This window comes from Gordonia sp. J1A (genome assembly GCF_055393515.1).
Genome location: NZ_AP041607.1, coordinates 907,803 through 929,109, shown reverse-complemented (window position 1 = coordinate 929,109; position 21,307 = coordinate 907,803). Strand labels below are relative to the sequence as shown.

The 21,307-nt window shown below is 68.8% G+C and carries 21 protein-coding genes; 12 read left to right on the top strand and 9 right to left on the bottom strand.

Annotated features, from left to right (window positions below; translation table 11 throughout):
- Positions 1–106 precede the first annotated feature (106 nt).
- Complete coding sequence (locus ACZ5QD_RS04345; protein ID WP_045538181.1) at positions 107–730, top strand: TetR/AcrR family transcriptional regulator; 624 nt, start codon at positions 107–109, stop codon at positions 728–730.
- 124 nt (positions 731–854) lie between these two features.
- Positions 855–1,040 carry a DUF7455 domain-containing protein gene (locus ACZ5QD_RS04340; protein ID WP_045538182.1) on the top strand — a complete coding sequence of 62 codons (186 nt, stop codon included), beginning with the start codon at positions 855–857 and terminating at the stop codon, positions 1,038–1,040.
- A 50-nt stretch (positions 1,041–1,090) separates the two neighbouring features.
- Here ACZ5QD_RS04340 and ACZ5QD_RS04335 read toward each other — a convergent pair whose 3' ends face one another.
- Entirely contained in the window at positions 1,091–2,890 is a 1,800-nt protein-coding gene (locus ACZ5QD_RS04335) for a DEAD/DEAH box helicase (protein WP_375002019.1), read from the bottom strand.
- A 137-nt stretch (positions 2,891–3,027) separates the two neighbouring features.
- Between ACZ5QD_RS04335 and ACZ5QD_RS04330 the strand changes: the two genes are divergently transcribed.
- The gene (locus ACZ5QD_RS04330) at positions 3,028–4,137 is read left to right on the top strand and encodes a YihY/virulence factor BrkB family protein (RefSeq protein ID WP_412475674.1); all 1,110 of its coding nucleotides are present in this window, start codon (positions 3,028–3,030) and stop codon (positions 4,135–4,137) included.
- A 7-nt stretch (positions 4,138–4,144) separates the two neighbouring features.
- Here the strand turns inward: ACZ5QD_RS04330 and ACZ5QD_RS04325 are convergent, their stop codons facing one another.
- A complete protein-coding gene (locus ACZ5QD_RS04325; RefSeq protein ID WP_006896303.1) occupies positions 4,145–4,375 on the bottom strand; it encodes a DUF3039 domain-containing protein in 231 nt (76 codons plus the stop codon).
- Between the two features lie 35 nt (positions 4,376–4,410).
- On the opposite strand from ACZ5QD_RS04325, the gene ACZ5QD_RS04320 reads away from it, so the two are divergent.
- Positions 4,411–4,827, top strand: coding sequence for a DUF3099 domain-containing protein (locus ACZ5QD_RS04320; protein WP_062366836.1), 417 nt, complete (start codon positions 4,411–4,413; stop codon positions 4,825–4,827).
- A gap of 3 nt (positions 4,828–4,830) precedes the next feature.
- On the opposite strand, the gene ACZ5QD_RS04315 is transcribed toward ACZ5QD_RS04320, so the two are convergent.
- Positions 4,831–5,142 (bottom strand): helix-turn-helix domain-containing protein, encoded by a 312-nt coding sequence (locus tag ACZ5QD_RS04315; RefSeq protein WP_006896301.1) that lies wholly within the window; start codon positions 5,140–5,142, stop codon positions 4,831–4,833.
- 78 nt (positions 5,143–5,220) lie between these two features.
- On the opposite strand from ACZ5QD_RS04315, the gene map reads away from it, so the two are divergent.
- Positions 5,221–6,006: a type I methionyl aminopeptidase gene (map, locus tag ACZ5QD_RS04310; protein ID WP_006896300.1), complete on the top strand. Its 786-nt coding sequence runs from the start codon at positions 5,221–5,223 to the stop codon at positions 6,004–6,006.
- Here map and zapE read toward each other — a convergent pair.
- On the bottom strand, positions 5,993–7,084 hold the full coding sequence (gene zapE / locus ACZ5QD_RS04305) for a cell division protein ZapE (RefSeq protein ID WP_412475673.1): 1,092 nt from the start codon (positions 7,082–7,084) through the stop codon (positions 5,993–5,995). The two genes, map and zapE, sit on opposite strands and share 14 nt — an antisense overlap.
- Positions 7,085–7,117: 33 nt before the next feature.
- Between zapE and ACZ5QD_RS04300 the strand changes: the two genes are divergently transcribed.
- Both ACZ5QD_RS04300 and ACZ5QD_RS04295 read left to right on the top strand, forming a co-directional pair.
- Positions 7,118–7,708 carry a TetR/AcrR family transcriptional regulator gene (locus ACZ5QD_RS04300; protein ID WP_412475672.1) on the top strand — a complete coding sequence of 197 codons (591 nt, stop codon included), beginning with the start codon at positions 7,118–7,120 and terminating at the stop codon, positions 7,706–7,708.
- A 120-nt stretch (positions 7,709–7,828) separates the two neighbouring features.
- On the top strand, positions 7,829–8,827 hold the full coding sequence (locus tag ACZ5QD_RS04295; protein WP_006896297.1) for a sigma-70 family RNA polymerase sigma factor: 999 nt from the start codon (positions 7,829–7,831) through the stop codon (positions 8,825–8,827).
- A 64-nt stretch (positions 8,828–8,891) separates the two neighbouring features.
- On the opposite strand, the gene ACZ5QD_RS04290 is transcribed toward ACZ5QD_RS04295, so the two are convergent.
- Together ACZ5QD_RS04290 and ACZ5QD_RS04285 are read right to left on the bottom strand one after the other, a co-directional pair.
- Complete coding sequence (locus tag ACZ5QD_RS04290; protein ID WP_411815839.1) at positions 8,892–11,684, bottom strand: bifunctional acetate--CoA ligase family protein/GNAT family N-acetyltransferase; 2,793 nt, start codon at positions 11,682–11,684, stop codon at positions 8,892–8,894.
- A complete protein-coding gene (locus ACZ5QD_RS04285; protein WP_464367130.1) occupies positions 11,677–12,921 on the bottom strand; it encodes an acetoin utilization protein AcuC in 1,245 nt (414 codons plus the stop codon). Before ACZ5QD_RS04285 ends, ACZ5QD_RS04290 begins: the two co-directional genes overlap by 8 nt.
- 125 nt (positions 12,922–13,046) lie before the next feature.
- On the opposite strand from ACZ5QD_RS04285, the gene ACZ5QD_RS04280 reads away from it, so the two are divergent.
- On the top strand, positions 13,047–13,727 hold the full coding sequence (locus ACZ5QD_RS04280; RefSeq protein WP_006896294.1) for a metal-dependent transcriptional regulator: 681 nt from the start codon (positions 13,047–13,049) through the stop codon (positions 13,725–13,727).
- 11 nt (positions 13,728–13,738) lie between these two features.
- On the opposite strand, the gene ACZ5QD_RS04275 is transcribed toward ACZ5QD_RS04280, so the two are convergent.
- Both ACZ5QD_RS04275 and ACZ5QD_RS04270 read right to left on the bottom strand, forming a co-directional pair.
- On the bottom strand, positions 13,739–14,851 hold the full coding sequence (locus ACZ5QD_RS04275) for a DUF4192 domain-containing protein (RefSeq protein WP_464367129.1): 1,113 nt from the start codon (positions 14,849–14,851) through the stop codon (positions 13,739–13,741).
- A 110-nt stretch (positions 14,852–14,961) separates the two neighbouring features.
- Positions 14,962–15,594 carry a hypothetical protein gene (locus ACZ5QD_RS04270; protein ID WP_278127214.1) on the bottom strand — a complete coding sequence of 211 codons (633 nt, stop codon included), beginning with the start codon at positions 15,592–15,594 and terminating at the stop codon, positions 14,962–14,964.
- A gap of 142 nt (positions 15,595–15,736) precedes the next feature.
- On the opposite strand from ACZ5QD_RS04270, the gene ACZ5QD_RS04265 reads away from it, so the two are divergent.
- On the top strand, positions 15,737–16,753 hold the full coding sequence (locus ACZ5QD_RS04265) for a proteasome assembly chaperone family protein (protein WP_278127212.1): 1,017 nt from the start codon (positions 15,737–15,739) through the stop codon (positions 16,751–16,753).
- Positions 16,750–18,894 (top strand): DEAD/DEAH box helicase, encoded by a 2,145-nt coding sequence (locus ACZ5QD_RS04260; RefSeq protein ID WP_045540548.1) that lies wholly within the window; start codon positions 16,750–16,752, stop codon positions 18,892–18,894. Before ACZ5QD_RS04265 ends, ACZ5QD_RS04260 begins: the two co-directional genes overlap by 4 nt.
- On the opposite strand, the gene ACZ5QD_RS04255 is transcribed toward ACZ5QD_RS04260, so the two are convergent.
- On the bottom strand, positions 18,878–19,864 hold the full coding sequence (locus tag ACZ5QD_RS04255) for a hydrogen peroxide-inducible genes activator (protein WP_278127211.1): 987 nt from the start codon (positions 19,862–19,864) through the stop codon (positions 18,878–18,880). The two genes, ACZ5QD_RS04260 and ACZ5QD_RS04255, sit on opposite strands and share 17 nt — an antisense overlap.
- A gap of 138 nt (positions 19,865–20,002) precedes the next feature.
- Between ACZ5QD_RS04255 and ACZ5QD_RS04250 the strand changes: the two genes are divergently transcribed.
- Together ACZ5QD_RS04250 and ahpD are read left to right on the top strand one after the other, a co-directional pair.
- A complete protein-coding gene (locus ACZ5QD_RS04250; RefSeq protein WP_006896288.1) occupies positions 20,003–20,590 on the top strand; it encodes a peroxiredoxin in 588 nt (195 codons plus the stop codon).
- 55 nt (positions 20,591–20,645) lie between these two features.
- Positions 20,646–21,185, top strand: a complete 540-nt coding sequence (gene ahpD, locus ACZ5QD_RS04245) for a carboxymuconolactone decarboxylase family protein (RefSeq protein WP_006896287.1) — start codon at positions 20,646–20,648, stop codon at positions 21,183–21,185.
- The last annotated feature ends 122 nt before the right edge of the window (positions 21,186–21,307 follow it).

Below are 21,307 nucleotides of genomic sequence, written 5' to 3'. Positions count from 1 at the left end.
GATCCACCTTGCACCACGGTGAGACATCCGTCAACCGGTCTCGCCGGATGCGGCCCGGCTCATATCCGAGACCGTGCGGCACCGACCCGGCACACAGGAGGCGAGCGTGAACGACGAGAGCATTCCGTCCCGATCCGAGCTCACCCGGCGGCGTCTGCTCGACGCCGCATTGGAGGCCTTCGCCGAACGCGGCTTCCACGGCACCACGACGCGCGACATCGCGTCGGCCGCCGGCATGAGTCCGGCGGCGGTGTACGTCCACTACCGCAGCAAGGAAGACTTGCTCTTCGAGCTCTCGCACACCGGCCACCAGGCCACCCTCGCGACCGTCGAGCAGGCCGACGACCCCGGTGCGGACCCGGCAGAGCGGCTCGCCTCGGTGATACGCGCATTCGCCGAGTGGCACGCGAGGGGACACACCAGCGCACGGATAGTGAACTACGAACTCACGAGTCTGACTCCCGAACACCGCCGCGAGATCGTCGAACTCCGCCGCGACATCACTCGGCGCGTGCGGGCGATCGTCGACGCCGGGATCGCCTCGGGCGCGTTCGACGTCGACGATCCCCACACGACCACGAACTCGCTCCTGTCGATGGGGATCGACATCGCTCGCTGGTACTCCGAGTCCGGCCCGCTCGACCCGAGCCGGCTCGGCGACTTCTACGCGGGCATCGCCCTCCGCGTGGTCGGCGCCGCTCCGGTGCGCGCCGATCGGCCCGATCCGTAGTCCGAATGAATTGATTTGCGACACACCGAGGCCAACCGGGAACATTCAGGGGCCGGTATTCGTCTGACAGAGTGAAGGACGACGAACCGATTCGCGGTTCGCCGGCTATGGGACGGAGGACGACATGAGCGACATCGCCACGACCGCACCCGCGAGGACGCCGCTGACTGCCGCAGACCGCTGCGATCGCTGCAGCGCCGCTGCCAAGGTGCGCGCCACCCTGCCGACCGGTGGAGAGCTGCTCTTCTGCCTCCACCACTACAACGATCACGAGGCCCGCCTCGTCGAGATCGGGGCGGTGGTCGACTGACCGCCGCGCCGGTCACGGCCGGCTGACTCCAGGCTCGAAGCCCTGCGAACCTACCAGGTTCGCAGGGCTTTGATCCTTTCGCGCAACTGTTCGGCGGTCGCCATCGCCGTCGGCGGACCGCCCAGGCGAGTGCGCAGCTCGTTGTGGACCTGGCCGTGCGGCTTGCCCGTCCGGTGGTGATGGAGCGCGACGAGGGTGTTCAACTCCTTGCGCAGGGCGTGCAGGTTCTCCCCCGTCTGCCGTTCAGCGGCGTTCGGAGCGGCCTGCGCCTGAGCGTCGTCGGCGGGACGCGCCTTGGCCGCGGCCGACCGTCGTGTCACCTGGTCGGCCTGCCGCTGCTGCAGCAGCGTTCGCACCTGGTCGGCGTCCAGCAGTCCGGGAAGTCCCAGATAGTCCGACTCCTCGTCGGAACCGACGAGTGTCGTGGTGCCGAACGAGGAACCGTCGTAGATCACCTGATCCAGTTCGGCGTCGGCGTGCAGCGATTCGAAGGTCTTCTCGTCCTCGCCCGGCTCGTCCTCGCGCTTGTTGGCCTGAGCCAGGAGCCCGTCCTCGAGTCCGTCCGACTCACGATGCGGCTTGCCCAGCACGTGATCGCGCTGCGCCTCGAGCTTGCTCGCCAGGTCGAGCAGCACCGGCACGGAGGGCAGGAAGACGCTCGCCGTCTCCCCCGGGCGCCGCGACCGCACGAATCGGCCGATCGCCTGCGCGAAGTACAGCGGAGTCGACGCATTGGTCGCGTACACCCCGACCGCCAGCCGCGGCACGTCGACGCCTTCGGACACCATGCGCACCGCGACCATCCACTCGTCCTGACTCGCCGAGAACTCGGCGATCCGGGAGGACGACTTCGGATCGTCGGACAGGATCAGCGCGGGCTTCTTGCCGGTCATCGACAGCAGGAGCTCGGCGTAGTCGCGCGCGGTCTGCTGGTCGGTCGCGATCACCAGTCCGCCCGCGTCCGGCACACCCGAGTCCCGCAGCTTCATCAGCCGACGGTGGGCTGCCGAGAGGACCGCGGGGATCCAGTCGCCGTGGGGGTCGAGCGCGGTGCGCCAGGCGCGCGAGGTCTGCTCGGCCGAGAGCGGCTCACCGAGCCGGGCGGTGAACTCCTCACCCGCGCTGGTCCGCCAGCTCGCCTGACCGGAGTATGCGAGGAAGACCACTGGCCGGACCACGCCGTCGCGCAGGGCGTCGGCGTAGCCGTAGGAGTGATCGGCCTTCGAGCGCTGCCCACCGCCCGGCTCCGGTTCGTAGGTCACGAACGGGATCGGGGAATCGTCCGAGCGGAAGGGTGTTCCGGTCAGCGACAGCCGCCGTTCCGCATCGCTGAACGCCTCCCGGATCCCGTCGCCCCACGATTTCGCGTCGCCGCCGTGGTGGATCTCGTCGAGAATCACCAGCGTCCGGTACTGCTCGGTGCGGACGCGGTGGCGGGACGGGTGCGCCGCCACCTGTGCGTACGTCAGGACCACACCGTCGAAGTCCGAGCTGGTCGACCCCGTCGAGTTGGAGAAGTTCGAGTCCAGCGCGATGCCGACGCGCGCGGCCGACTGTGCCCACTGGTGCTTGAGATGCTCGGTCGGCGCGACGACGGTGATCCGTTCCACGGTCCGGTCGGCCAGCAGTTCCGAGGCCACGCGCAGCCCGAAGGTCGTCTTTCCGGCACCCGGCGTCGCGACGGCGAGGAAGTCCTTCGGCCGTCTGGTCAGGTATTTCGTCAGCGCCCGCCGCTGCCAGGCGCGCAGCGGCGCGCCCGATCCCACGCGCCGAGCAGCCTCACCGTCGACCTCGTCCACCCCGTCACCGATTGTCGTCCCGGACCCGACTTCTGTCTCCGTGCTGGTCACCCTGCTCCTGCACCCTCCTCGCGAGAAAACCTCCACGAGTCTATCCCGGCCGCCGGACATCCTCGCGGTCGCCGCCGCACGCCTGCGCGCCACGCCCGCCGGCGGGGCGCTCGTTCCGGGCGTGGCGCCCATCCGCCATGCTGGTAGGCATCGACACCGAGCACCACGCGCCCACCGACGGCGAGGAGAACGCGAGTCAGGACGACCGGCAGAGCCGGGCGAGCCTGCCCGAAGTGATACGTGGAATCCCTCGTCTGGCGTGGCGGACGACGGTCAAGTCCTGGGACGACTCGATCATCGGCTGGGCCGCGCAGGCGGCGTTCTGGCAGGCTCTGTCGCTCCCCCCGCTGTTGCTCGGCGTACTGGGCAGCCTCGGATACATCGCCGACTGGTTCGGCCCCGACACCGTGCAGATCATCACGGAGCGCATCATCTCGTTCTCCGAACACGCCTTCACACCGAACGTGGTCGACGACCTCATCGCTCCGACCGTCGAGAACGTCCTCGGGCGGGGCCGAGTGGCGATCATGTCGGTGAGCTTCGTGATGTCTCTGTGGGCGGGATCGTCGGCGATGTCGTGCTTCGTCTCCTCGATCGTGCACGCACACGGACAGCACGAGATCCGCCACCCGGTGTGGCAGCGCATCTTCGCGCTGCTCATCTACATGGTCTTCCTGGTCTCCGGCGTCCTGGTGCTGCCGCTGGTGGCACTGGGGCCGACGTATCTGCACCAGATCCTGCCCGACGCGTGGGATCCGGCGATCTCCGATCTGGTCGACTGGGGCTACTTCCCGTTCGTGGGGGTGCTGTTGATCGGCGCGCTGGTGACGCTGTACCGGTTCGCGCTGCCGCATCCGGCGCCCTGGCACCGGCTGCTGCCGGGCGCCCTGTTCGCGGGTGTCTTCTTCTGGGTCGCGACGTACGTCCTGCGCTTCTACCTGACCGCGCTCACCCGCGCCGGCTACACCTACGGCGCCCTCGCGACGCCGATCGCGTTCCTCCTGTTCACCTTCTTCCTCGGCTTCGCGATCGTCGTAGGAGCCGAGTTGAACGCCTCGATCGAGGAACTGTGGCCGGCGCCGCGCGGCGGCGGGGTGGTGCGCAACTGGGTCACCAGCCAGACCACCGAACTGACCGACACACTGCGCAATCGCGCACTGAACGGCCGCGGGTCGGGCGACGGCCGGGACGGGGACGACGGCCGGGACGGGGACGATCCCGACGGACCCGCCCCGACCGCCCGCTGAGAATCGGTTACTTCTTCATCTTCTGGTAGATCTTCTTGCACTTCTCGCAGACCGGCGAGCCGGGTTTCGCGGACTTGGTGACCGGGAAGACCTCACCGCACAGGGCGACCACGTGAGTACCCATGACCGCGCTCTCGGCGATCTTGTCCTTCTTCACATAGTGGAAGACTTTCGGAGTGTCATCGTCCTCCTCAGTGCGTTCATCGATGTCCGGGCGTTCGATCGTCTGAGTAGCCATGACTCCATTGTGGACCACTGTGCAACCATGGAGGTATGGCGGAACGACGAGGACGCGATGGTGACGGCGACAGCTTCCTGATCACCAGCGCTGAACCCGACCGCGACGCCGTCTTCCGCGCCCGCAAGCGTCGCTATTTCCTGATGATGTCGATCCGCATCCCCGCACTGATCATCGCGTCGATCGTGTACGGCGTCACGCAGAACGGCTGGATCGCACTGGCGATCATCGTCGCGTCCATCCCGATTCCGTGGATCGCCGTCCTCAAGGCCAACGACCGGGAACCCCGCAAGCACGGCGAGGTCCCGATGTATCACTACGGCAGCACCCGCTCCGTGCAGCCGGAGATCGCGCCCGAGCCGCATCGCGATCGCTACGACGACCGGTCGCACCGGATCATCGAATCCGAGGTGGAGGGACGTCCCGATCCCGAGCACCCGGAACGAGAGTAGGGCTCAGCCCACCGCACGTTCGTCGCGTCCGCCGCCGATACGGTCGCCGTCCACTCGGTCGCCGTCCACGCCGTCGGCCAGCCAGGTCGCGACCGCATCGTCGACCGGCATCTCCAGCGCCGCGCACAGCCCGACGACGGTCCCGAAACTCGGGCTCGGCATCCGGCCGGACTCGAGCTTGCGCAATGTCTCCGGCGAGATCCCGGCTGCGGCCGCCACCCGCACGGGATCGCGGTCGGCCCGTGCGGAGCGGAAGAGGACTCCGAGGCGTCTGCCTGCGGCGAGTTGCTCGGGAGTCAACGGGAGACGAACCATACCCGCAGCTTAGCGGTATTCGAATACCGCGGGGCTGCTACAGTGTCGGTATTTAAATACCAACGCTGGGAGATGACGATGATGGAGCTCAAAACGCCGGATGAGATCGGGAAGATGGCGGTCACCGGCGCGTTCGTCGCCGAGGTCCTCACCGACCTCTCACGTCTCGCGCGCCCGGGCGTCGACGTGATGGATCTGGAACATCACGCACGACGGCTGATCGCCGATCGCGGCGCGGTCAGTTGCTATTGGGACTACTCCCCCTCCTTCGGCCGAGGACCGTTCCGCAACGTCGTCTGCCTGTCCGTGAACGACGCCGTGCTGCACGGCCTGCCCGCCCCGCACGTCCTCGCACGCGGCGATCTCCTGACCATGGATTTCGCCGTCTCGATCGATGGCTGGACTGCAGATTCGGCGATCACCGTTCAAGTCGGCTTCGACGACGACGTCGCGTCCCGCACCGACGATCCCGACGCACGACTGATCGACTCCACTCGCCGTGCTCTCGAGGCCGGCATCGCGGCCGCCCTTCCCGGAGGCCGACTCGGCGACATCTCCGCCGCCATCGGCGCCGTCGCCGCCGCCGACGGCTACCGCGTGAACACCGACTTCGGCGGCCACGGTCTCGGCCGCACCATGCACGAGGATCCACATGTCCCGAACGTCGGACGCGCCGGCCGCGGCCTCCGATTGAAGCCCGGAATGGTACTGGCTCTCGAACCGTGGTGGGCTGCGGGAACCGACGAGATCGTCTACGACGCCGACGGCTGGACGATCCGCTCGGCCGACGGGAGCAACACCGCGCACTCCGAGCACACCGTGGCGATTACCGAGGACGGACCGACCGTCCTCACCGCTCGCTGACAGCCGCCGTGTCCACAGTGTCTGCAGTCTCCACAGTGTCCGCAGTCTCCACAGTGTCTGCAGTCTCGACAGTGCATGCAGTCTCCACCGTCGCTGCAGTCTCGACCGTCCACGCCGACATTCGGCTGACGGCGCGAGCGGCGTCGGGCAGCCGAGAACGCAGCAGGTCCGCGAGTTCGCCGGGCCCGAAGCTCGCGACGACGGTCACCTCCATGTCGCGATCGTGGGCGACGTCGAGCAGTGCCGCCCACCGGGCGAGCGCGTCGGGGCCGGCGACGCACTCGTCGGGCATCGTCACCCGCCAGCGCGGAAAGCGCTCGGCCAGCGACAGGTAGTCCGATACATGGGCGGGGACCTCGCACAACTCGCCGAACCCGAACTCCACCGTCCCCTCTTCGTCCATCTCTTCGCCGGAGGCGACCGGGCGGCCGCCCCCGGCGCGTCGCACGGATCCCGCACCGCAGATCGTCCAACGCCCCCGACGGAAGCCGCCGGCGGCGAGGACGACCGCCGCACCCGCCTCCCGCAGATCGCGGCCGTCGTCCAGGGTCGCGACGGTGAAGATGTCTTCGATCGTCGCGATGGTCGGCTCGAATGCAGAGTGGAACAACGGGTTCGGCATCAGCTCGGCGGGCGCGCGATTCGAGGTCACGATGATACGGATCCGGCGGCGGTGCAACTCACGCAGCACTCGGTCGAGCAGCACTCCGTCGGCCGGGTCGTGGACGGTGAACTCGTCCAGGCAGACCGCCCGCGCCGAACCGACCAGTGCGGACACGCTCGGGGCGAGCCCGCCGGTCGCACCGATACCGTCGTGCAGATCCCGGAAGAACTCGTGCAGATGCCATCGGCGCGCACCGAGTGCCGCGACCACGGCGTCGACGAGCCAACTCTTACCGCGGCCGGGCGGACCGTGGAGGTAGACGTTCTCCTCACCGCACAGCAACCGCAGCACGGCGAGTTGTCCATCGGTGAGACGCAGTCCTTCCCGTGCCGCGCGCTGATGCACTGCCGCACGGACCGCGGCGCGGCGCTCCCGGTCCGCACGCATCGCTCGCTGCTCTCGCCACTTCCACATAACGAACACTCTATGTTCGTAGAGGGTGATTCAATGAGTGCCGTGCCCGATCTCACTCCCAGGACCGATCGCCGTGAGGCGATCTGCGAGGCTGCGCTCGACCTCGCCGCCGCCGGCGGCAACCGCGCGGTGACCCACTCTGCCGTCGACCGGGCTCTCGACCTGCCCAAGGGATCGACGTCCTACTACTTCCGCACCCGTGCAGCCCTTCTCGGCGGCGCGATCGCGCATCTGACCCGGACCTCGCGCGCCGCCTTCCACCGCGTGTCGGCGACCGCCGAGTCGTCGGGCGCGTCACCGGGCACGGTCATCGCCGACTATCTTCACCATCTGACCGGCGTGCGGATGCGCGATGTGCGTGCCCGTTACGCCCTCGCCCCGGACGCCGCCGAAGCCGGCACGGCGACGGCGCTGAGCGAGTGCCTCTTCTCCCGGTCCGCAGCCATCGCGCTCTTCGCCGCCGGTTCCCGTATCTCTCGCGAGCGGGGTGCGGACGATCTGGCCGAGGATCTGATGGTGTTCTGCGAGGGCGTCACGGCTCTCGCCTACTTCTCCGGCACGGTGCGCGGTGCGCGGGAACTTCGGGATGCGATCGGTCGTTACTTTCCTGACCTGGTCCAATGAGCCGATTCCACCGCGCAGCGGTAGACTAAGCAACTTCTCAGCAACCACGGGGAACCTTTCCGGCACCCGCGACGTTGGACCTGGTGAACGCACTGATGAAACGCATCTCCAGGAGGTCGCATGGCTCACTCGACGATTGCCCGCCCGTCCGAAGCTCGTTCCACCCGTACTCGCCCGGCTCTCACCGAGCAGGATCTGGATGCGCAGTCACCCTCGGCCGACCTCGTCCGCGTCTACCTCAACGGCATCGGCCGCACCGCTCTGCTGACCGCTGAGCAGGAGGTCGACCTGTCCAAGGCCATCGAGGCCGGGCTGTATGCGAAGCATCTCCTGGCCACCAAAAAGCGCCTCAGCCCGGCCAAGAAGCGCGATTACGCCATTCTCGTCCGCGAGGGCGAACAGGCTCGCGCGCATCTGCTTGAGGCGAACCTGCGCCTGGTGGTCTCCCTGGCCAAGCGCTACACCGGCCGGGGCATGCCGCTGCTCGACCTCATCCAGGAGGGCAACCTCGGTCTGATCCGCGCCGTCGAGAAGTTCGACTACGCGAAGGGCTACAAGTTCTCGACCTACGCGACCTGGTGGATCCGCCAGGCGATCAGCCGCGGCATGGCTGATCAGAGCCGCACCATCCGCCTGCCCGTCCACCTCGTGGAGCAGGTCAACAAGCTGGCCCGTATCCGCCGCGAACTGCACCAGCAGCTCGGCCGGGAGGCCACCGACGAGGAACTGGCCCTGGAATCGGGTATCCCGGCTGAGAAGATCGCCGATCTGATGGACCACAGCCGCGATCCGGTGAGCCTGGACATGCCCGTCGGCAACGACGAGGAGGCGCCGCTCGGCGACTTCATCGAGGACGCCGAGGCCACCTCGGCCGAGACCGTCGTCATCGCGAACCTCCTGCACTCCGACATCCGCTCGGTGCTCTCGACGCTCGACGAGCGGGAGATGCAGGTCATCACGATGCGGTACGGCCTCGAAGACGGTCAGCCGCGCACGCTCGACCAGATCGGCCGCGCCTTCGGGCTCTCGCGCGAGCGTGTCCGCCAGATCGAGCGCGAGGTCATGACCAAGCTGCGTCAGGGCGACCGCGCCGAGAAGCTCCGCGCTTACGCGAGCTGATCCGATGAGGGACCGCGCCGCGGTCCCGCCCCAGACCGGCGGCTGCGGTCGATGATCCCCCGAGTCAACCCAGCCGCCTCGGCCCGGTGTCCGCGAGTGTGGGCACCGGGCCGACATCTATGTGCGACCCCAGGACCGAGATCCCGTCGGGCGAGGCGAGGATCGGGTCGAGCGTCAGCTCGCGGATCTCGGGGACGTCGTCGATCAGCGCCGACACCCGCTGCAGCAACTCCACCAGCGCGTCCGGATCGGTGTGGTCCTCGGCCAGCAGCGTCCGGACACTCGGCTCGTCGACCAGTTCCCTGGCATCGTGCTCAGTCAGCGGGATCGACCGGAAGCTCCGGTCACCGAGCGCCTCGAACAGTCGTCCGGAGAGGCCGAACGACATCAGCGGACCGAACGACGGACTGTCGGAGACGCGGAGGTACATCCCGACGCCTTTCGGCGCCATCCGCTGCACCTGGAGCGACGAGTCGCCGGTGAGGGTCTGCAGTTCGTTGAACGCGGTGATGACCGCGGTCGCGTCGGACAGGTCCAGCCGGGCGCCCTCCCGGTCCACCCGACCGACCCAGGCCGGCGAGGTGGACTTCACCACGACCGGGAATCCCAGCTCACGCGCCGCCGCAGACGCCTCGTGCATCGTCCGGACGTCCCGGAACGGAACCACTTCGATGCCGAAGTGCCCGAGCACGTACGACCCCTCGCGCGGAGTGAGCGAGCGCGGGCCGTCGGCCATCGCCTCTCGCACGAAGCTGCGCGCGTCCTCCGGCCGCGAATCCGGGATGGGTGCGGGCGCGGCGGCCGGCCGCGACCGCCACCGGGAGTAGCGCCACGCCTGCGCCAGCGCGCTCGCAGCGCGCTCGGGCGTCGGGTACGACGGGATCGACCCGCGCACGGGCAGCCCGTCCGGTCCGGTGCGCGACAGACCGGGCGGAACACCCTCCACCGCGAGGAAGGTCGTCACGACCGGTTTGGTCGGAACATCGCCTCCGTCGGCCGGGCGGGTCGCTTCCAGCAGGCCCAACGCGTAGTCGGACGAGTCGACGGCCACCGGCGGGACGAACACCACGATCACCGCGTCGATCGCGTCGTCGTTCATCGCCTCGGCGACGGCGGCCGACAGTGCGTCGTGTGTCACGGCCGGCCCCAGATCCACGATCGAGACCACTTCGAGGCCCGAGCTGCGGGCGGTGTTGGCAGCCAGGGACGCGATGACCGACGAGTTTCCGAGGATGGCCGTCCGGGGACCCTCGGGCAGCGGCTGGTAGGCCAGCACGGTAGCGGAGTCGAAGAGCTCCGCGATCGTCTCGACCTGGATCACCCCGGCCTGTTCCAGCACCATCTGCGCCACGCGGTCGTCGCGCACCGGACCGGTGCGCTGGGCGTGTACCGGCGACATCGCCCCGCTGCCCGACTTGATCGCGACGATCGGCTTCTTGGACGCCACCCGGCGGGCGATCCGCCCGAACTTGCGCGGATTGCCGAAGCTCTCCAGGTACAGCAGCACCACGTCTGTGTCGTCGTCGGTGTCCCAGTACTGGAGCACGTCGTTCCCGGACACATCGGCGCGGTTGCCCGCGGAGACGAACGTCGACAGGCCGAGCCGGCGGTGGGCAGCGGTGTCGAGGATCGCGATGCCGAGCGCACCGGACTGGCAGAAGAATCCGACACGGCCCGCCCCCGGAATGCGGGGAGCCAGTGACGCGTTCAGCGCGATGTCGGGATGGTTGTTGACCACGCCGAGCGCGTTGGGCCCCACCAGGCGCATTCCGTGGGCGCGGACCTGTTCGGCGAGCCGCTTCTCGTTCTCCAGCCCGGCCTCGCCTTTCTCACCGAAGCCGGCCGACACCACCACCAGGGTCCGCACGCCTTTGGCGAGACAGTCGTCGAGCACTTGGTCTATGCGCGCGGCAGGCACCGCGATGACGGCCAGATCCACCGGGTCGGGGATGTCGCGCACAGTCGAATAGGAGCGGATCCCGCGCACCGACGGCGGTGCGGTGCGCGGCGGTCGTCCGGGACCGCGGCGCGGCTGGGCGTCGTCCGGTTCGGACGCCACCGCCGAACCGTTCACCGGGAACACCGGCCCGGTGAAGCCGGCCGCGAGCACATTCGCCAGCAACACGTTGCCGACCTTCTTGGGGTCGGCGGAGGCACCGATCACGGCCACCGACGAAGGACGCAGCAGATTCGCGATGCTGCGTGCCTCCGAGGCACGCTCGCGGGCGTTGCGCACCGCCGTCAGCGCCTCGGTGGGATCGATCAGGAACTCGACGTGCACGGTGCTGCCGTCGAAGGCCCGGCTGATCTGATATCCCGCATCACGGAATACAGCCACCATGTTGGGGTTCTCCGACAGCACCTCCGCCTCGAACCGGGTGAAGCCGTTCTCCGCCGCCGCACCCGCCAGGTGCTCGAGCAGGATCGGACCCAACCCACGGCCCTGGTGATCGTCGGCGACCACGAAGGCCACCTCGGCGGACGTCGGTTTACCGTCCGCCGCGAGCCCCTCGTACAGCCCCATCGCGATCACCCGGTCGCCGAGGAAGGCCAGCAGGGCGACGCGGTTGCGGTAGTCCACCGTCGTCATGCGCACCACTTCGCGCGGCGGGAGCGTCGGCGTCGGACCGAAGTACCGCATGTAGCGGGTGCGTTCGCTGAGACCGTTGTGGAACTCGACGAGCAGGTCGGCGTCGGCGGGCATGATGGGCCGGATGTGAACCACGCCTCCGTCCGAGGCGAGGACGTCGGCGCTCCACTGCCGCGGGTACTCGCGCGGGAGCGCGTCCTCGGTCGTCGGCGTGTCCTCCGTATCGCTCGCGGTGTCCGTCGATCCGGTGTCGGGCGTGTCAGTCACGAGGATCCTCCGGGTCCAGGCCGTGCAGCGGGAACACCGCTCGGCGGGTGGCGATGATGGCTTTGTCGGTCTGCCGCTGGGCGGTCTCCGAGACGCCGTCGGGTGGTTCTGCGCTGCCGTCGCCGTCCCAGCGGACGAAGTCGGTGACGCCGCCGTCTCCCATCGTGGCCTTCGGCGGCCGCGCGTAGTCGGGGTGAACCGTCTTCGCCAGATCCTGCGCGCCGGCGAGCCAGTCGTCCCCGATGCGGGTCTGCGCGGGCACGTCGCGATCGAGCGCCGCGCCGATCAGATGCGTCCAGCTGCGCGGGACCACGTTGATCACACCGTATCCCCCGCCGCCGACGGCCAGCCAGCGTCCCTCGCAGTACCGGTCGGCGAGTTCGCGCAACGCCCGGACCGCGGCGGCGTGGCCGTCGACGGTCAGTGCCAGGTCGGTGAGCGGGTCGTCGCGGTGGCTGTCGACACCGATCTGCGTCACCAGGATCTGCGGCTTGAACGCCTCCACCATCGACGGAACGACGGCGTGAAAGGCGCGCAGCCACAACGAGTCCGGCAGCCCGGGCATCAGTCCGACGTTCACCGCGGTGCCCGTGGCCGGTCCCTCGCCCACTTCGGTGGCCCAGCCGGTGCCGGGCCACAGCGTCGCGGGGTGCTGATGCAGCGACACCGTCATCACCCGCGGGTCGCCGATGAACTCGGCCTGCACGCCGTCTCCGTGGTGCGCGTCGACGTCGATGTAGGCGATCCGGTCGTAGCCGTGCTCGAGCAGCCAGCGGATCGCGATCGAACAGTCGTTGTAGATGCAGAAGCCGGCGGCGTGGCCCTTCATCGCGTGATGCATGCCGCCGCCGATGTTGACCGCTCGGCGCACGCTTCCGGACGCGATCGCCGCGGCCGCGGCCACCGAGCCGCCGACCAGCATCGCTCCCGCATCGTGCATGCCCTCGAAGATCGGGTTGTCCGCGCTGCCGAGGCCGAAGAGACGCTCGAGGACCGGGCCGTTGAGCGACGCGGTGCCGTAGCTGACGGCCCGGACCGCGTCGACGTAACCCTGCGTGTGGACAGTGGTCAGGAGCCCGTCGTCCACCGGCAGCGGCTCGATCGTGTCCACGTCGTCGAGCACACCGAGGCTGCGCGCCAGCGACATCGTGAGGGCGAGGCGCACCGGACTCATCGGGTGGGTGTAGGCCCACTTGTACTCCATGAAGTGCTCGCTCCAGATGATCGCCGCACTCATCGCCTCGCCTCTTTTCGCATCACCCTGTCACGCTAACGGTTTCACGCCACTCGGGGACTGCATCAGGTGCCCCTGACGCCCCGCCTTACAGGTAACCTGAACTGAGGCGAAAGGACTGAGGCTTCGTGAACGATCTTGTCGATACCACAGAGATGTATCTGCGGACGATCTACGACCTTGAGGAGGAGGGGATCATCCCGCTGCGCGCTCGCATCGCCGAGCGCCTGGAACAGAGTGGACCGACGGTCTCGCAGACGGTGGCCCGCATGGAGCGCGACGGGCTCCTGCGCGTCGCGGGCGATCGGCATCTCGAACTCACGGACAAGGGCCGCAATCTGGCCATCTCAGTGATGCGCAAGCACCGATTGGCCGAGCGGCTGCTGGTGGACGTGATCGGTCTGCCGTGGGACGAGGTGCACGACGAGGCCTGCCGCTGGGAACACGTGATGAGCGAGAACGTCGAGCGGCGCATCGTCGAGGTCCTCGACAACCCGACCACGTCGCCGTACGGCAATCCGATTCCCGGGCTGGAGCAGCTCGGGGTCGAGGCCAGTGCGCGCGAGGACACCTCGGTGCGGCTCGTCGACCTCCCCCAGGGTGAGAGCACCGTCGTGATCACGCGTATGTCCGAGCACGCGCAGGCCGACCCGGAGTTGATCTCCGAGCTGCGGCAGGCCGGCGTGGTGCCGAACGCGCGCGTGTCGGTGAACGTGACACCCCGTGCGGTCATCATCAACACTCCCGGACACGAGGGGCTGACGCTGTCCTCGGAGATCTCGCACGCGATCTTCGTCAACAAGACCTGATCACCGCACGGTCAGCCGGCCGGCTCGTGTACCGGGGCGGGCAGAGGGCCGCCGAGGCTCTCGGCGATCTCGTATGCGAGTTCGGCGAGTCCGCGCAGTTCCCTCGGTCGCATGCCGTTGATCAGTGCGGTGTCGAGCAGGTTCGCGAGATGGTAGTCGGGGTCGGCGTCGTGCGCCACGCCGAACGCCACGCCCGCGTACGCGCCCTCCCCGGCCATGTAGTGCAGATGCCCGAGCAGTGTGGCCGCCGCCGCGCGGGCATGGCCGTCGAGCCGTCTGGTCAGGGTGCGCCACAGATCCTCCGCCGCGCCGCGCTGTTCGGTGAGCGAGAGTCCGAGCAGCGCGTCGCGCACATGCACCGACACCAGCGCTTCGGCGAGGGTGTTCACGTCCGCGCACGTCAGATCGGTGTCGCCGGCGCTGAAACGGGCCAGCGTTCCCAGCGCGAATGCGAGCCCCTGCGCGTCGACGCGGCCGGGTTCGTGCCGCACCGGAACCGGTGACACGCCGCGGCAGCCCGCCCGGGCGCAGTGCGGTTCCGGCGACAGCAGCGCGAGCATCTCCGACCGCCGCGCCAGAATCCGTCTGCCGGAGTGGACCGCGCGCTCCAGCGCGGTCGGCGAGGCGTTGGGGTCCGACAGCACTCCGGTGGCCGGTACCGCCGCGGTGAACGGATAGGGCGCCGCTCGGCCCCCGGCCGGTCGCCACACGGTGTGCCACCGGCTGCCCGAGGCGGCCTGTGCCATCGCGAACGCCGCGGACAGTCCGCCCGCGGGGCCGAAGCCCTTGTTCGCAGCCGCCGCGACGGCGCGGTAGCGGTCGTCGTCGGGCCGGTAGCGGTCGTCGACGATCACCGCGACGGTGCCGATGGCCCCGTAGGAGGCCGCGAGCGTCCCCAACCGGATGAACAGCTGCCGCATGCCGGCGGACGGCGAACCGTTCTTGGTCAGGCACAGATCGTGCCGCATGGTCGCCACGACAGTGCGGTCGGCACCGAACACCAGCAGCACGATCGACTGTTCGGGCACGAAGCCGAGCAGTCCCGGGACCGCGGCGAGCAACTTGTCGGGATCGGAGCGACCGTCGGTGTGGCCGCCTGCGGGAATGCTGAGTGAATTGGTCATGCACCCACGCTGGCCTCGACGCGGCCGGCCGGGAAGACCCCGCCGGCCGATGTTGACCGACAAGGCGTCGATGCACAGATCGACCTGGGCGTTTGCCCGTCGGTGGTGCGTCAGCCGCCGAACGCGCGTGTCCGTGCGGCGTCGAACAGCGTGCGAGTGGCGCCCAGTTCCTCGGCGCCGAGATCGTCGCCGCCCGGACGCCGATTCTGCACGTAGACGCGGATGTCCCCCTGCTGCGCCACGAACTCGGTCACCGAACTCGTCGGCGGCGGCGCGGGCTGATCGGCCGGTCCCATTCGGATGCGGCGCTCGAGCCGGACTCCGGGAACACCGCCGTCGACGGGAGTGACCTCGGTCGCCACCGACGTGCCGACCGTTCCGCCGAGAGCGAACTCCCCGCACCGGCGAGCCCGCGCGACGAAGTCGTCGAAGCTGTCGGTGGCGCGCACCACCATCGTGGTCAGCGTCCCCTGCGCGGGCCCTCCCGGCCCCACGAGCACCCTCGCCGTCGGCGCATCCACCGGCGCCGGAGTGCAGTCGGCCGGGGTGTTCTCACCGCGGAGCGGACGGAACGTGATGTCCGCCAGGATGCCCGGGACCTGGGCGGACGGGACCTGCTGCCCGGGGCCGTAGGGGAACGCCGAACTCGGTACCGACTTCGACGAGAGATCCAGTGACGGGACTGCCTCTCCCGTCACGGCGCACGCCGACGCCGCCCCGGCCACCATCAACACGGCAGCCACAGACTTCACTCCAGCAACAAGTCGCACACCACCACTGTGCCATCCGCGCGGCCGCGACACGGGAATGACCCGCCGCAGAGCCGTGTTGAACGCGATGAGTCCCGTACGGGACAATGAGATGTCACATTCGAAGGGAGAGACCATGGATGAGCGGCAGGACGACCCCCGCAAGCTCTACGATCTCGAGTTCCCGGCTCCCGCCGTGTACGGCGCCGACGGCGACGGACCGGTGCTGATCCACGCCCTCGAGGGCTACGCCGACGCCGGACACGCCGTCGCGCTGGCCGCGACGCACCTGCGCGAGGCCCTCGACTCCGAACTGGTCGCGACGTTCAACACCGACGAGTTGATCGACTACCGGTCGCGGCGGCCGATGATCTCCTTCAGCGGTGTGGAGTTCGACGGGATCGACATGCACAAGCTCACCGTCCACGCGGTGCGCGACAACGCCGGGGTTCCGTTCCTGCTGTTGGACGGACCCGAGCCCGACCTGCGCTGGGAGCAGTTCACCACCGCGATCACCGCACTCGCCGAGCGGTTCGGCGTCTCGCGAGTGGTCGGTCTGAACTCGATCCCGATGGCGGTTCCGCACACGCGGCCTGCCTCGATCACCGCGCACGGCAACGATTCGGACGCTCTCGGCGACCTGAACCGCTGGGGCAACCCGATGAAGCTGCCCGCCAGCGCGTCGATGCTCCTCGAACTGCGGCTCGGCCAGGCCGGCTACCGCACCGCGGGCCTGTCCGCGCACGTTCCGCACTACCTGGCGCAGGCCAACTACCCCGGCGCGTCCGCCGCACTGATCCAGGCGATCGGAAAGGTCGCCGGTCTCGAACTGCCGGTCGCGGCGCTCGAGAACGCCGCGGAGCAGATGCGCGAGCAGATCGACGGCGAGGTGGCGTCCAATGCGGAGGTCGCGGCCGTCGTCACGTCGCTGGAGAACCAGTACGACGCCTACATGCGCGCGAAGAACGAGCAGGCCTCGCTGCTGGCCGCCGACCAGGATGTCCCCTCGGGCGACGAACTGGGTGCGGAGTTCGAGCGGTTCCTGGCCGAACACGCCGCGGAGTTCGACGGACTCGGCGATGGCGCCTTCCCGGAGCCGGACGACGAGAGCGACACCGGGCCCGACGACACACAAGGACGTGATCCGAGCTGACGACGCCGGCCACGGAACCGAGCGACACCGTTCCGCTGACGCCCACCACTGACGAAGATCTCGCATTCGAGAGGTTCACGACGTGGTGGGCGTCTCGCGGGCTCGACCTGTACCCGCATCAGGAGGAGGCGCTCCTCGAGCTCGTCTCGGGCAGCAACGTGATCCTGGCGACGCCGACCGGATCGGGCAAGTCGCTCGTCGCCTCCGGCGCCATCTATTTCGCGCTCTGCCGCGGGCGGCGCGCGTATTACACAGCGCCGATCAAAGCCCTGGTCAGCGAGAAGTTCTTCGATCTGTGCGATCAGTTCGGTGCCGCCAATGTAGGTCTGCTCACCGGCGACGCGTCGGTCAACGCCGACGCGCCGATCGTGTGCGCGACCGCCGAGATCGTCGCCAACATCGCCCTGCGCGACGGCGCCGGATCCGACGTCGGCGTCCTGGTGGCCGACGAATTCCACTATTACGGCGAGTCCGACCGCGGCTGGGCCTGGCAGGTCCCTCTGATCGAACTGCCGGATCCGTCGCCCGAGACCGCTGTCGACCGGCAGCCGCAGTTCCTGCTGATGTCGGCGACGCTGGGCAGCATGGACTTCTTCGTCGACGACCTCACTCGCCGCACCGGTCGCACCACCGTGCCGGTGACCGGTGCGCAGCGGCCCGTGCCGCTGCAGTACCGATACGCGATCACCCCGATCCACGAGACGATCGCCGAGCTGATCGACGCCGGCCGGGCGCCGGTCTACGTGGTTCATTTCACGCAGCAGCAGGCCGTCGAACGCGCCCAGGCGCTGCTGTCGGTGAAGATCTGTGACAAGGAGGAGAAGGCGGCCATCGCCGAGGCGATCGGCGACTTCCGGTTCCAGACCGGCTTCGGAGGCACCCTGTCGAAACTCCTGCGGTCGGGCATCGGCGTGCATCACGCGGGCATGCTCCCCCGCTACCGGCGGCTCGTCGAACGGCTGGCGCAGGCCGGCCTGCTGAAGGTGGTCGCCGGAACCGACACCCTCGGCGTGGGCATCAACGTGCCGATCCGCACCGTGCTGTTCGCGGGCCTGACCAAGTACGACGGCCACCGGGTGCGCCGGCTGCGAGCGCGGGAGTTCCACCAGATCGCCGGCCGTGCCGGCCGGGCGGGTTTCGACACCGTCGGCTACGTGGTGGCCCAGGCACCCGAACACGACGTCGAGAACGCGCGCGCCGTGGCGAAGGCGGGCGACGACCCCAAGAAGCTGCGGAAGGTGGTGCGCCGCAAAGCCCCCGAGGGGTTCGTCAGCTGGGGCGAGAAGACCTTCGAAACGCTGATCGACGCTCCCGACGAAGAGTTGAAGTCGCATTTCCGGATGACCACCGCGATGCTGATGGAAGTGCTCGAACGGCCCGGCGACTGCTTCGCGGCGCTGCGGCATCTGCTCGAGACCAACCACGAACCGCGCTCGCGGCAACTGCGCCACATCAAGCACACCATCGCGCTGTACCGCGACCTGTGCGAGACCGGGATCGTGACGAAGCTCGACCGGCCCGCGGCGGACGGGAAGCACGTGGAACTCTCCATCGACCTGCCGGAGAACTTCGCCCTCACCAATCCGCTCTCGGCGTTCGCGGTCGCCGCGTTCGAACTCCTCGACACCGATTCGGACACCTACGCGCTCGATGTGATCTCGATACTCGAATGCACCCTCGACGATCCGCGCCCCGTGCTCGTCGCGCAGCGCAAGCAGGCGCGCGACGCCGCCGTCGCCGAGATGAAGGCCGACGGGATCGAGTACGAGGAGCGCATGGAGCGACTCGAGCAGATCACGTGGCCGCAGCCGCTCGCCGAGGAGATCGGTTTCGCATACGAGACCTATCGCCGGGGCCATCCCTGGCTGGCGAACACTCCCCCGTCGCCCAAATCCGTCCTGCGGTACATGCGGGAGCGGTCGATGACCTTCACCGAGCTCATCTCCGACCTCGGGCTCGCGCGCAGCGAAGGCGTCGTCCTGCGGTACCTGACCGACTGCTACCGCGCACTGAACAGCGGGTTGCCGATGTCGGCGGTCACCGACGAGATCGAGGACATCACCGACGAACTCGGCGATCTGATCCGCGACGTCGACTCCAGCCTCATCGACGAGTGGGAGCAGCTCACCGCTCAGGCGTGAGGCCGACGGCGGTGTCGTCGGTGCCGCCGGACCGCGTGCCCACCGGGGTCACCGCGCCTCCGTCGGCCACCAGTTCGGCGATGTCGGCGGCCAGCGCGCGGTAGGCCTCGCCCCGGCCCGACGACTCCCGGTACACGAGGCCGATCGTGCGGCCGGGCCGCGGACGCGCGAACTCGGCCGTGGCGAGTCCACCCGCCGCGGTCTCGACGGCCACCGCGGTCTGCGGGATCAGCGTCACTCCCAGCCCGCCTTCGACACACTGCACCGCGGTCGTGAGCGACGCGGCCCGCGTCTGACGCAGATCGGGCGAGACGCCGGCGAGCTGACACACCTCGAGAGCCTGATCGCGCAGGCAGTGTCCTTCGTCGAGCAGCAGCAGCGGAAGATCCTCCAGCATCTTCGGCGACAGCCGCTTCCGTCCGGCGAGCGGATGTCCTTGCGGCAGCGCGAGGACGAAGTCCTCGGCGTACATCGGGATCTCGCCGATCCCCGGTGCGCCGGCGGGCAGGGCGAGGACCGCCGCATCGAGGGCTCCGTCGCGCAATTGTCCGAGCAGACGGTCGGTCTGATCCTCCACCACCAGCAGATCGAGCGCCGGTCGGCGTTCGGCGAGCCCCTGCAACACCCGGGGCAGGATGTAGGGCGCGATCGTCGGGATCAATCCCAACCGGAGAGTCCCCGACAGCGGGTCGAGGTCGCCGGCGGCATCGAGCAGGAAGTCGTCGACGGCGTCGCACACCGCGATCGCCGACCCGAGCAGCCGGCGGCCCTCCGCCGTCAGCATCACCCGCCGGGTGGTCCGTTCGACGAGCCGGAGTCCGAGCCCCGCCTCCAGTCCGGCCAGCGCCTGTGACAGCGAGGGCTGACTGACCCCGAGTTCGGCTGCGGCGGAGCCGAAGTGCAAGTGCTTCGCCACGGACACGAACGCCCTCAGTGCGGTGATGGGCGGCTGATAACTTTGATCGGTCATGCCTATCAATATAGTGACTACTATCGCATTTGCTTTTCACTGGGTTTCGGGCAGAATGGACTCCAGGCGGGAAACCGACCGTTTCTCCGCCGGAATCTTCTCTCCCGCAACATGAATCCGAATTGAAGGAGTACACACATGGCTCTGCTCACCATCGGCGACCAGTTCCCGGCCTACAACCTCACCGCCGTCATCGGCGGCGACCTCTCGAAGGTCGACGCGCAGCAGCCGGACGACTACTTCACCACGGTCACCAGCGACGACCACGCGGGCAAGTGGCGCGTCGTCTTCTTCTGGCCGAAGGACTTCACCTTCGTCTGCCCCACCGAGATCGCCGCCTTCGGCAAGCTGAACGACGAGTTCGCCGACCGCGACACCCAGGTGCTCGGCGCCTCGATCGACTCGGAGTTCGTCCACTTCCAGTGGCGCGCCCAGCACGAGGACCTCAAGACCCTCCCCTTCCCGATGCTCTCGGACCTCAAGCGCGAGCTGGTCGAGGCCACCGGCGTCCTCAACGCCGACGGCGTCGCCGATCGCGCCACCTTCATCATCGACCCGAACAACGAGATCCAGTTCGTGTCGGTCACCGCGGGCTCGGTCGGCCGCAACGTCGACGAGGTCCTGCGCGTGCTCGACGCCCTGCAGTCCGACGAGCTGTGCGCCTGCAACTGGCGCAAGGGCGACCCGACCATCAACGCGGGCGAGCTCATGAGCGCGGGCGTCTGATTCCGGCCGTTCCCGGATCTCCCACGCCACCTCACACTCGAAGGGATCGAGCGATATGAGCATCGACAACCTGAAGAACGCACTCCCCGAGTACGCCAAGGATCTCAAGCTGAACCTCTCCTCGATCAGCCGCACCACGGTGCTGAACGAGGAGCAGCTGTGGGGCACGCTGCTGGCCACCGCCGCGGCGACCCGCAACGCCACCGTGCTGCGTGAGATCGCCGACGAAGCCGCCGACAACCTGTCGGCGGAGGCGTACAACGCCGCCCTCGGCGCCGCCTCGATCATGGGCATGAACAACGTGTTCTACCGCGGCCGCGGCTTCCTCGACGGCAAGTACGACGACTTGCGTCCCGGTCTGCGGATGAACATCATCGGCAACCCGGGCGTGGACAAGGTGAACTTCGAGCTCTGGTCGCTGGCGGTGTCGGCGATCAACGGCTGCGAGCACTGCGTCGGCGCGCACGAGAACGTCGTCCGTGAGGGCGGGCAGGACCGCGAGGTCGTGTTCGAGGCCCTCAAGGCCGCGTCGATCGTGGCCGGCGTCGGCCAGGCGATCACCTCCGCCGAGGCACTCGCCGCCGCGGGAGTCTGACGGACTGCCGCCCGCACCACTGCGGGCCACATGCGGGCAGGCCCCGAGCGCGTGAACTTCACGTGCTCGGGGCCTGCCGTCATTTCAGGTGGGCAACCGCCGTCTGACGTCAGTCAGTCGGT

What these genes read in the sequence shown, in the direction of transcription:
- ACZ5QD_RS04340 (WP_045538182.1), top strand. Translation starts at nt 855, where the DNA reads ATGAGCGACATCGCCACGACCGCACCCGCGAGGACGCCGCTGACTGCC.
- ACZ5QD_RS04330 (WP_412475674.1), top strand. Translation starts at nt 3,028, where the DNA reads ATGCTGGTAGGCATCGACACCGAGCACCACGCGCCCACCGACGGCGAG.
- ACZ5QD_RS04325 (WP_006896303.1), bottom strand. Translation starts at nt 4,375, where the DNA reads ATGGCTACTCAGACGATCGAACGCCCGGACATCGATGAACGCACTGAG.
- ACZ5QD_RS04320 (WP_062366836.1), top strand. Translation starts at nt 4,411, where the DNA reads ATGGCGGAACGACGAGGACGCGATGGTGACGGCGACAGCTTCCTGATC.
- ACZ5QD_RS04315 (WP_006896301.1), bottom strand. Translation starts at nt 5,142, where the DNA reads ATGGTTCGTCTCCCGTTGACTCCCGAGCAACTCGCCGCAGGCAGACGC.
- map (WP_006896300.1), top strand. Translation starts at nt 5,221, where the DNA reads ATGATGGAGCTCAAAACGCCGGATGAGATCGGGAAGATGGCGGTCACC.
- zapE (WP_412475673.1), bottom strand. Translation starts at nt 7,084, where the DNA reads ATGTGGAAGTGGCGAGAGCAGCGAGCGATGCGTGCGGACCGGGAGCGC.
- ACZ5QD_RS04300 (WP_412475672.1), top strand. Translation starts at nt 7,118, where the DNA reads ATGAGTGCCGTGCCCGATCTCACTCCCAGGACCGATCGCCGTGAGGCG.
- ACZ5QD_RS04295 (WP_006896297.1), top strand. Translation starts at nt 7,829, where the DNA reads ATGGCTCACTCGACGATTGCCCGCCCGTCCGAAGCTCGTTCCACCCGT.
- ACZ5QD_RS04285 (WP_464367130.1), bottom strand. Translation starts at nt 12,921, where the DNA reads ATGAGTGCGGCGATCATCTGGAGCGAGCACTTCATGGAGTACAAGTGG.
- ACZ5QD_RS04275 (WP_464367129.1), bottom strand. Translation starts at nt 14,851, where the DNA reads ATGACCAATTCACTCAGCATTCCCGCAGGCGGCCACACCGACGGTCGC.
- ACZ5QD_RS04265 (WP_278127212.1), top strand. Translation starts at nt 15,737, where the DNA reads ATGGATGAGCGGCAGGACGACCCCCGCAAGCTCTACGATCTCGAGTTC.
- ACZ5QD_RS04255 (WP_278127211.1), bottom strand. Translation starts at nt 19,864, where the DNA reads ATGACCGATCAAAGTTATCAGCCGCCCATCACCGCACTGAGGGCGTTC.
- ACZ5QD_RS04250 (WP_006896288.1), top strand. Translation starts at nt 20,003, where the DNA reads ATGGCTCTGCTCACCATCGGCGACCAGTTCCCGGCCTACAACCTCACC.
- ahpD (WP_006896287.1), top strand. Translation starts at nt 20,646, where the DNA reads ATGAGCATCGACAACCTGAAGAACGCACTCCCCGAGTACGCCAAGGAT.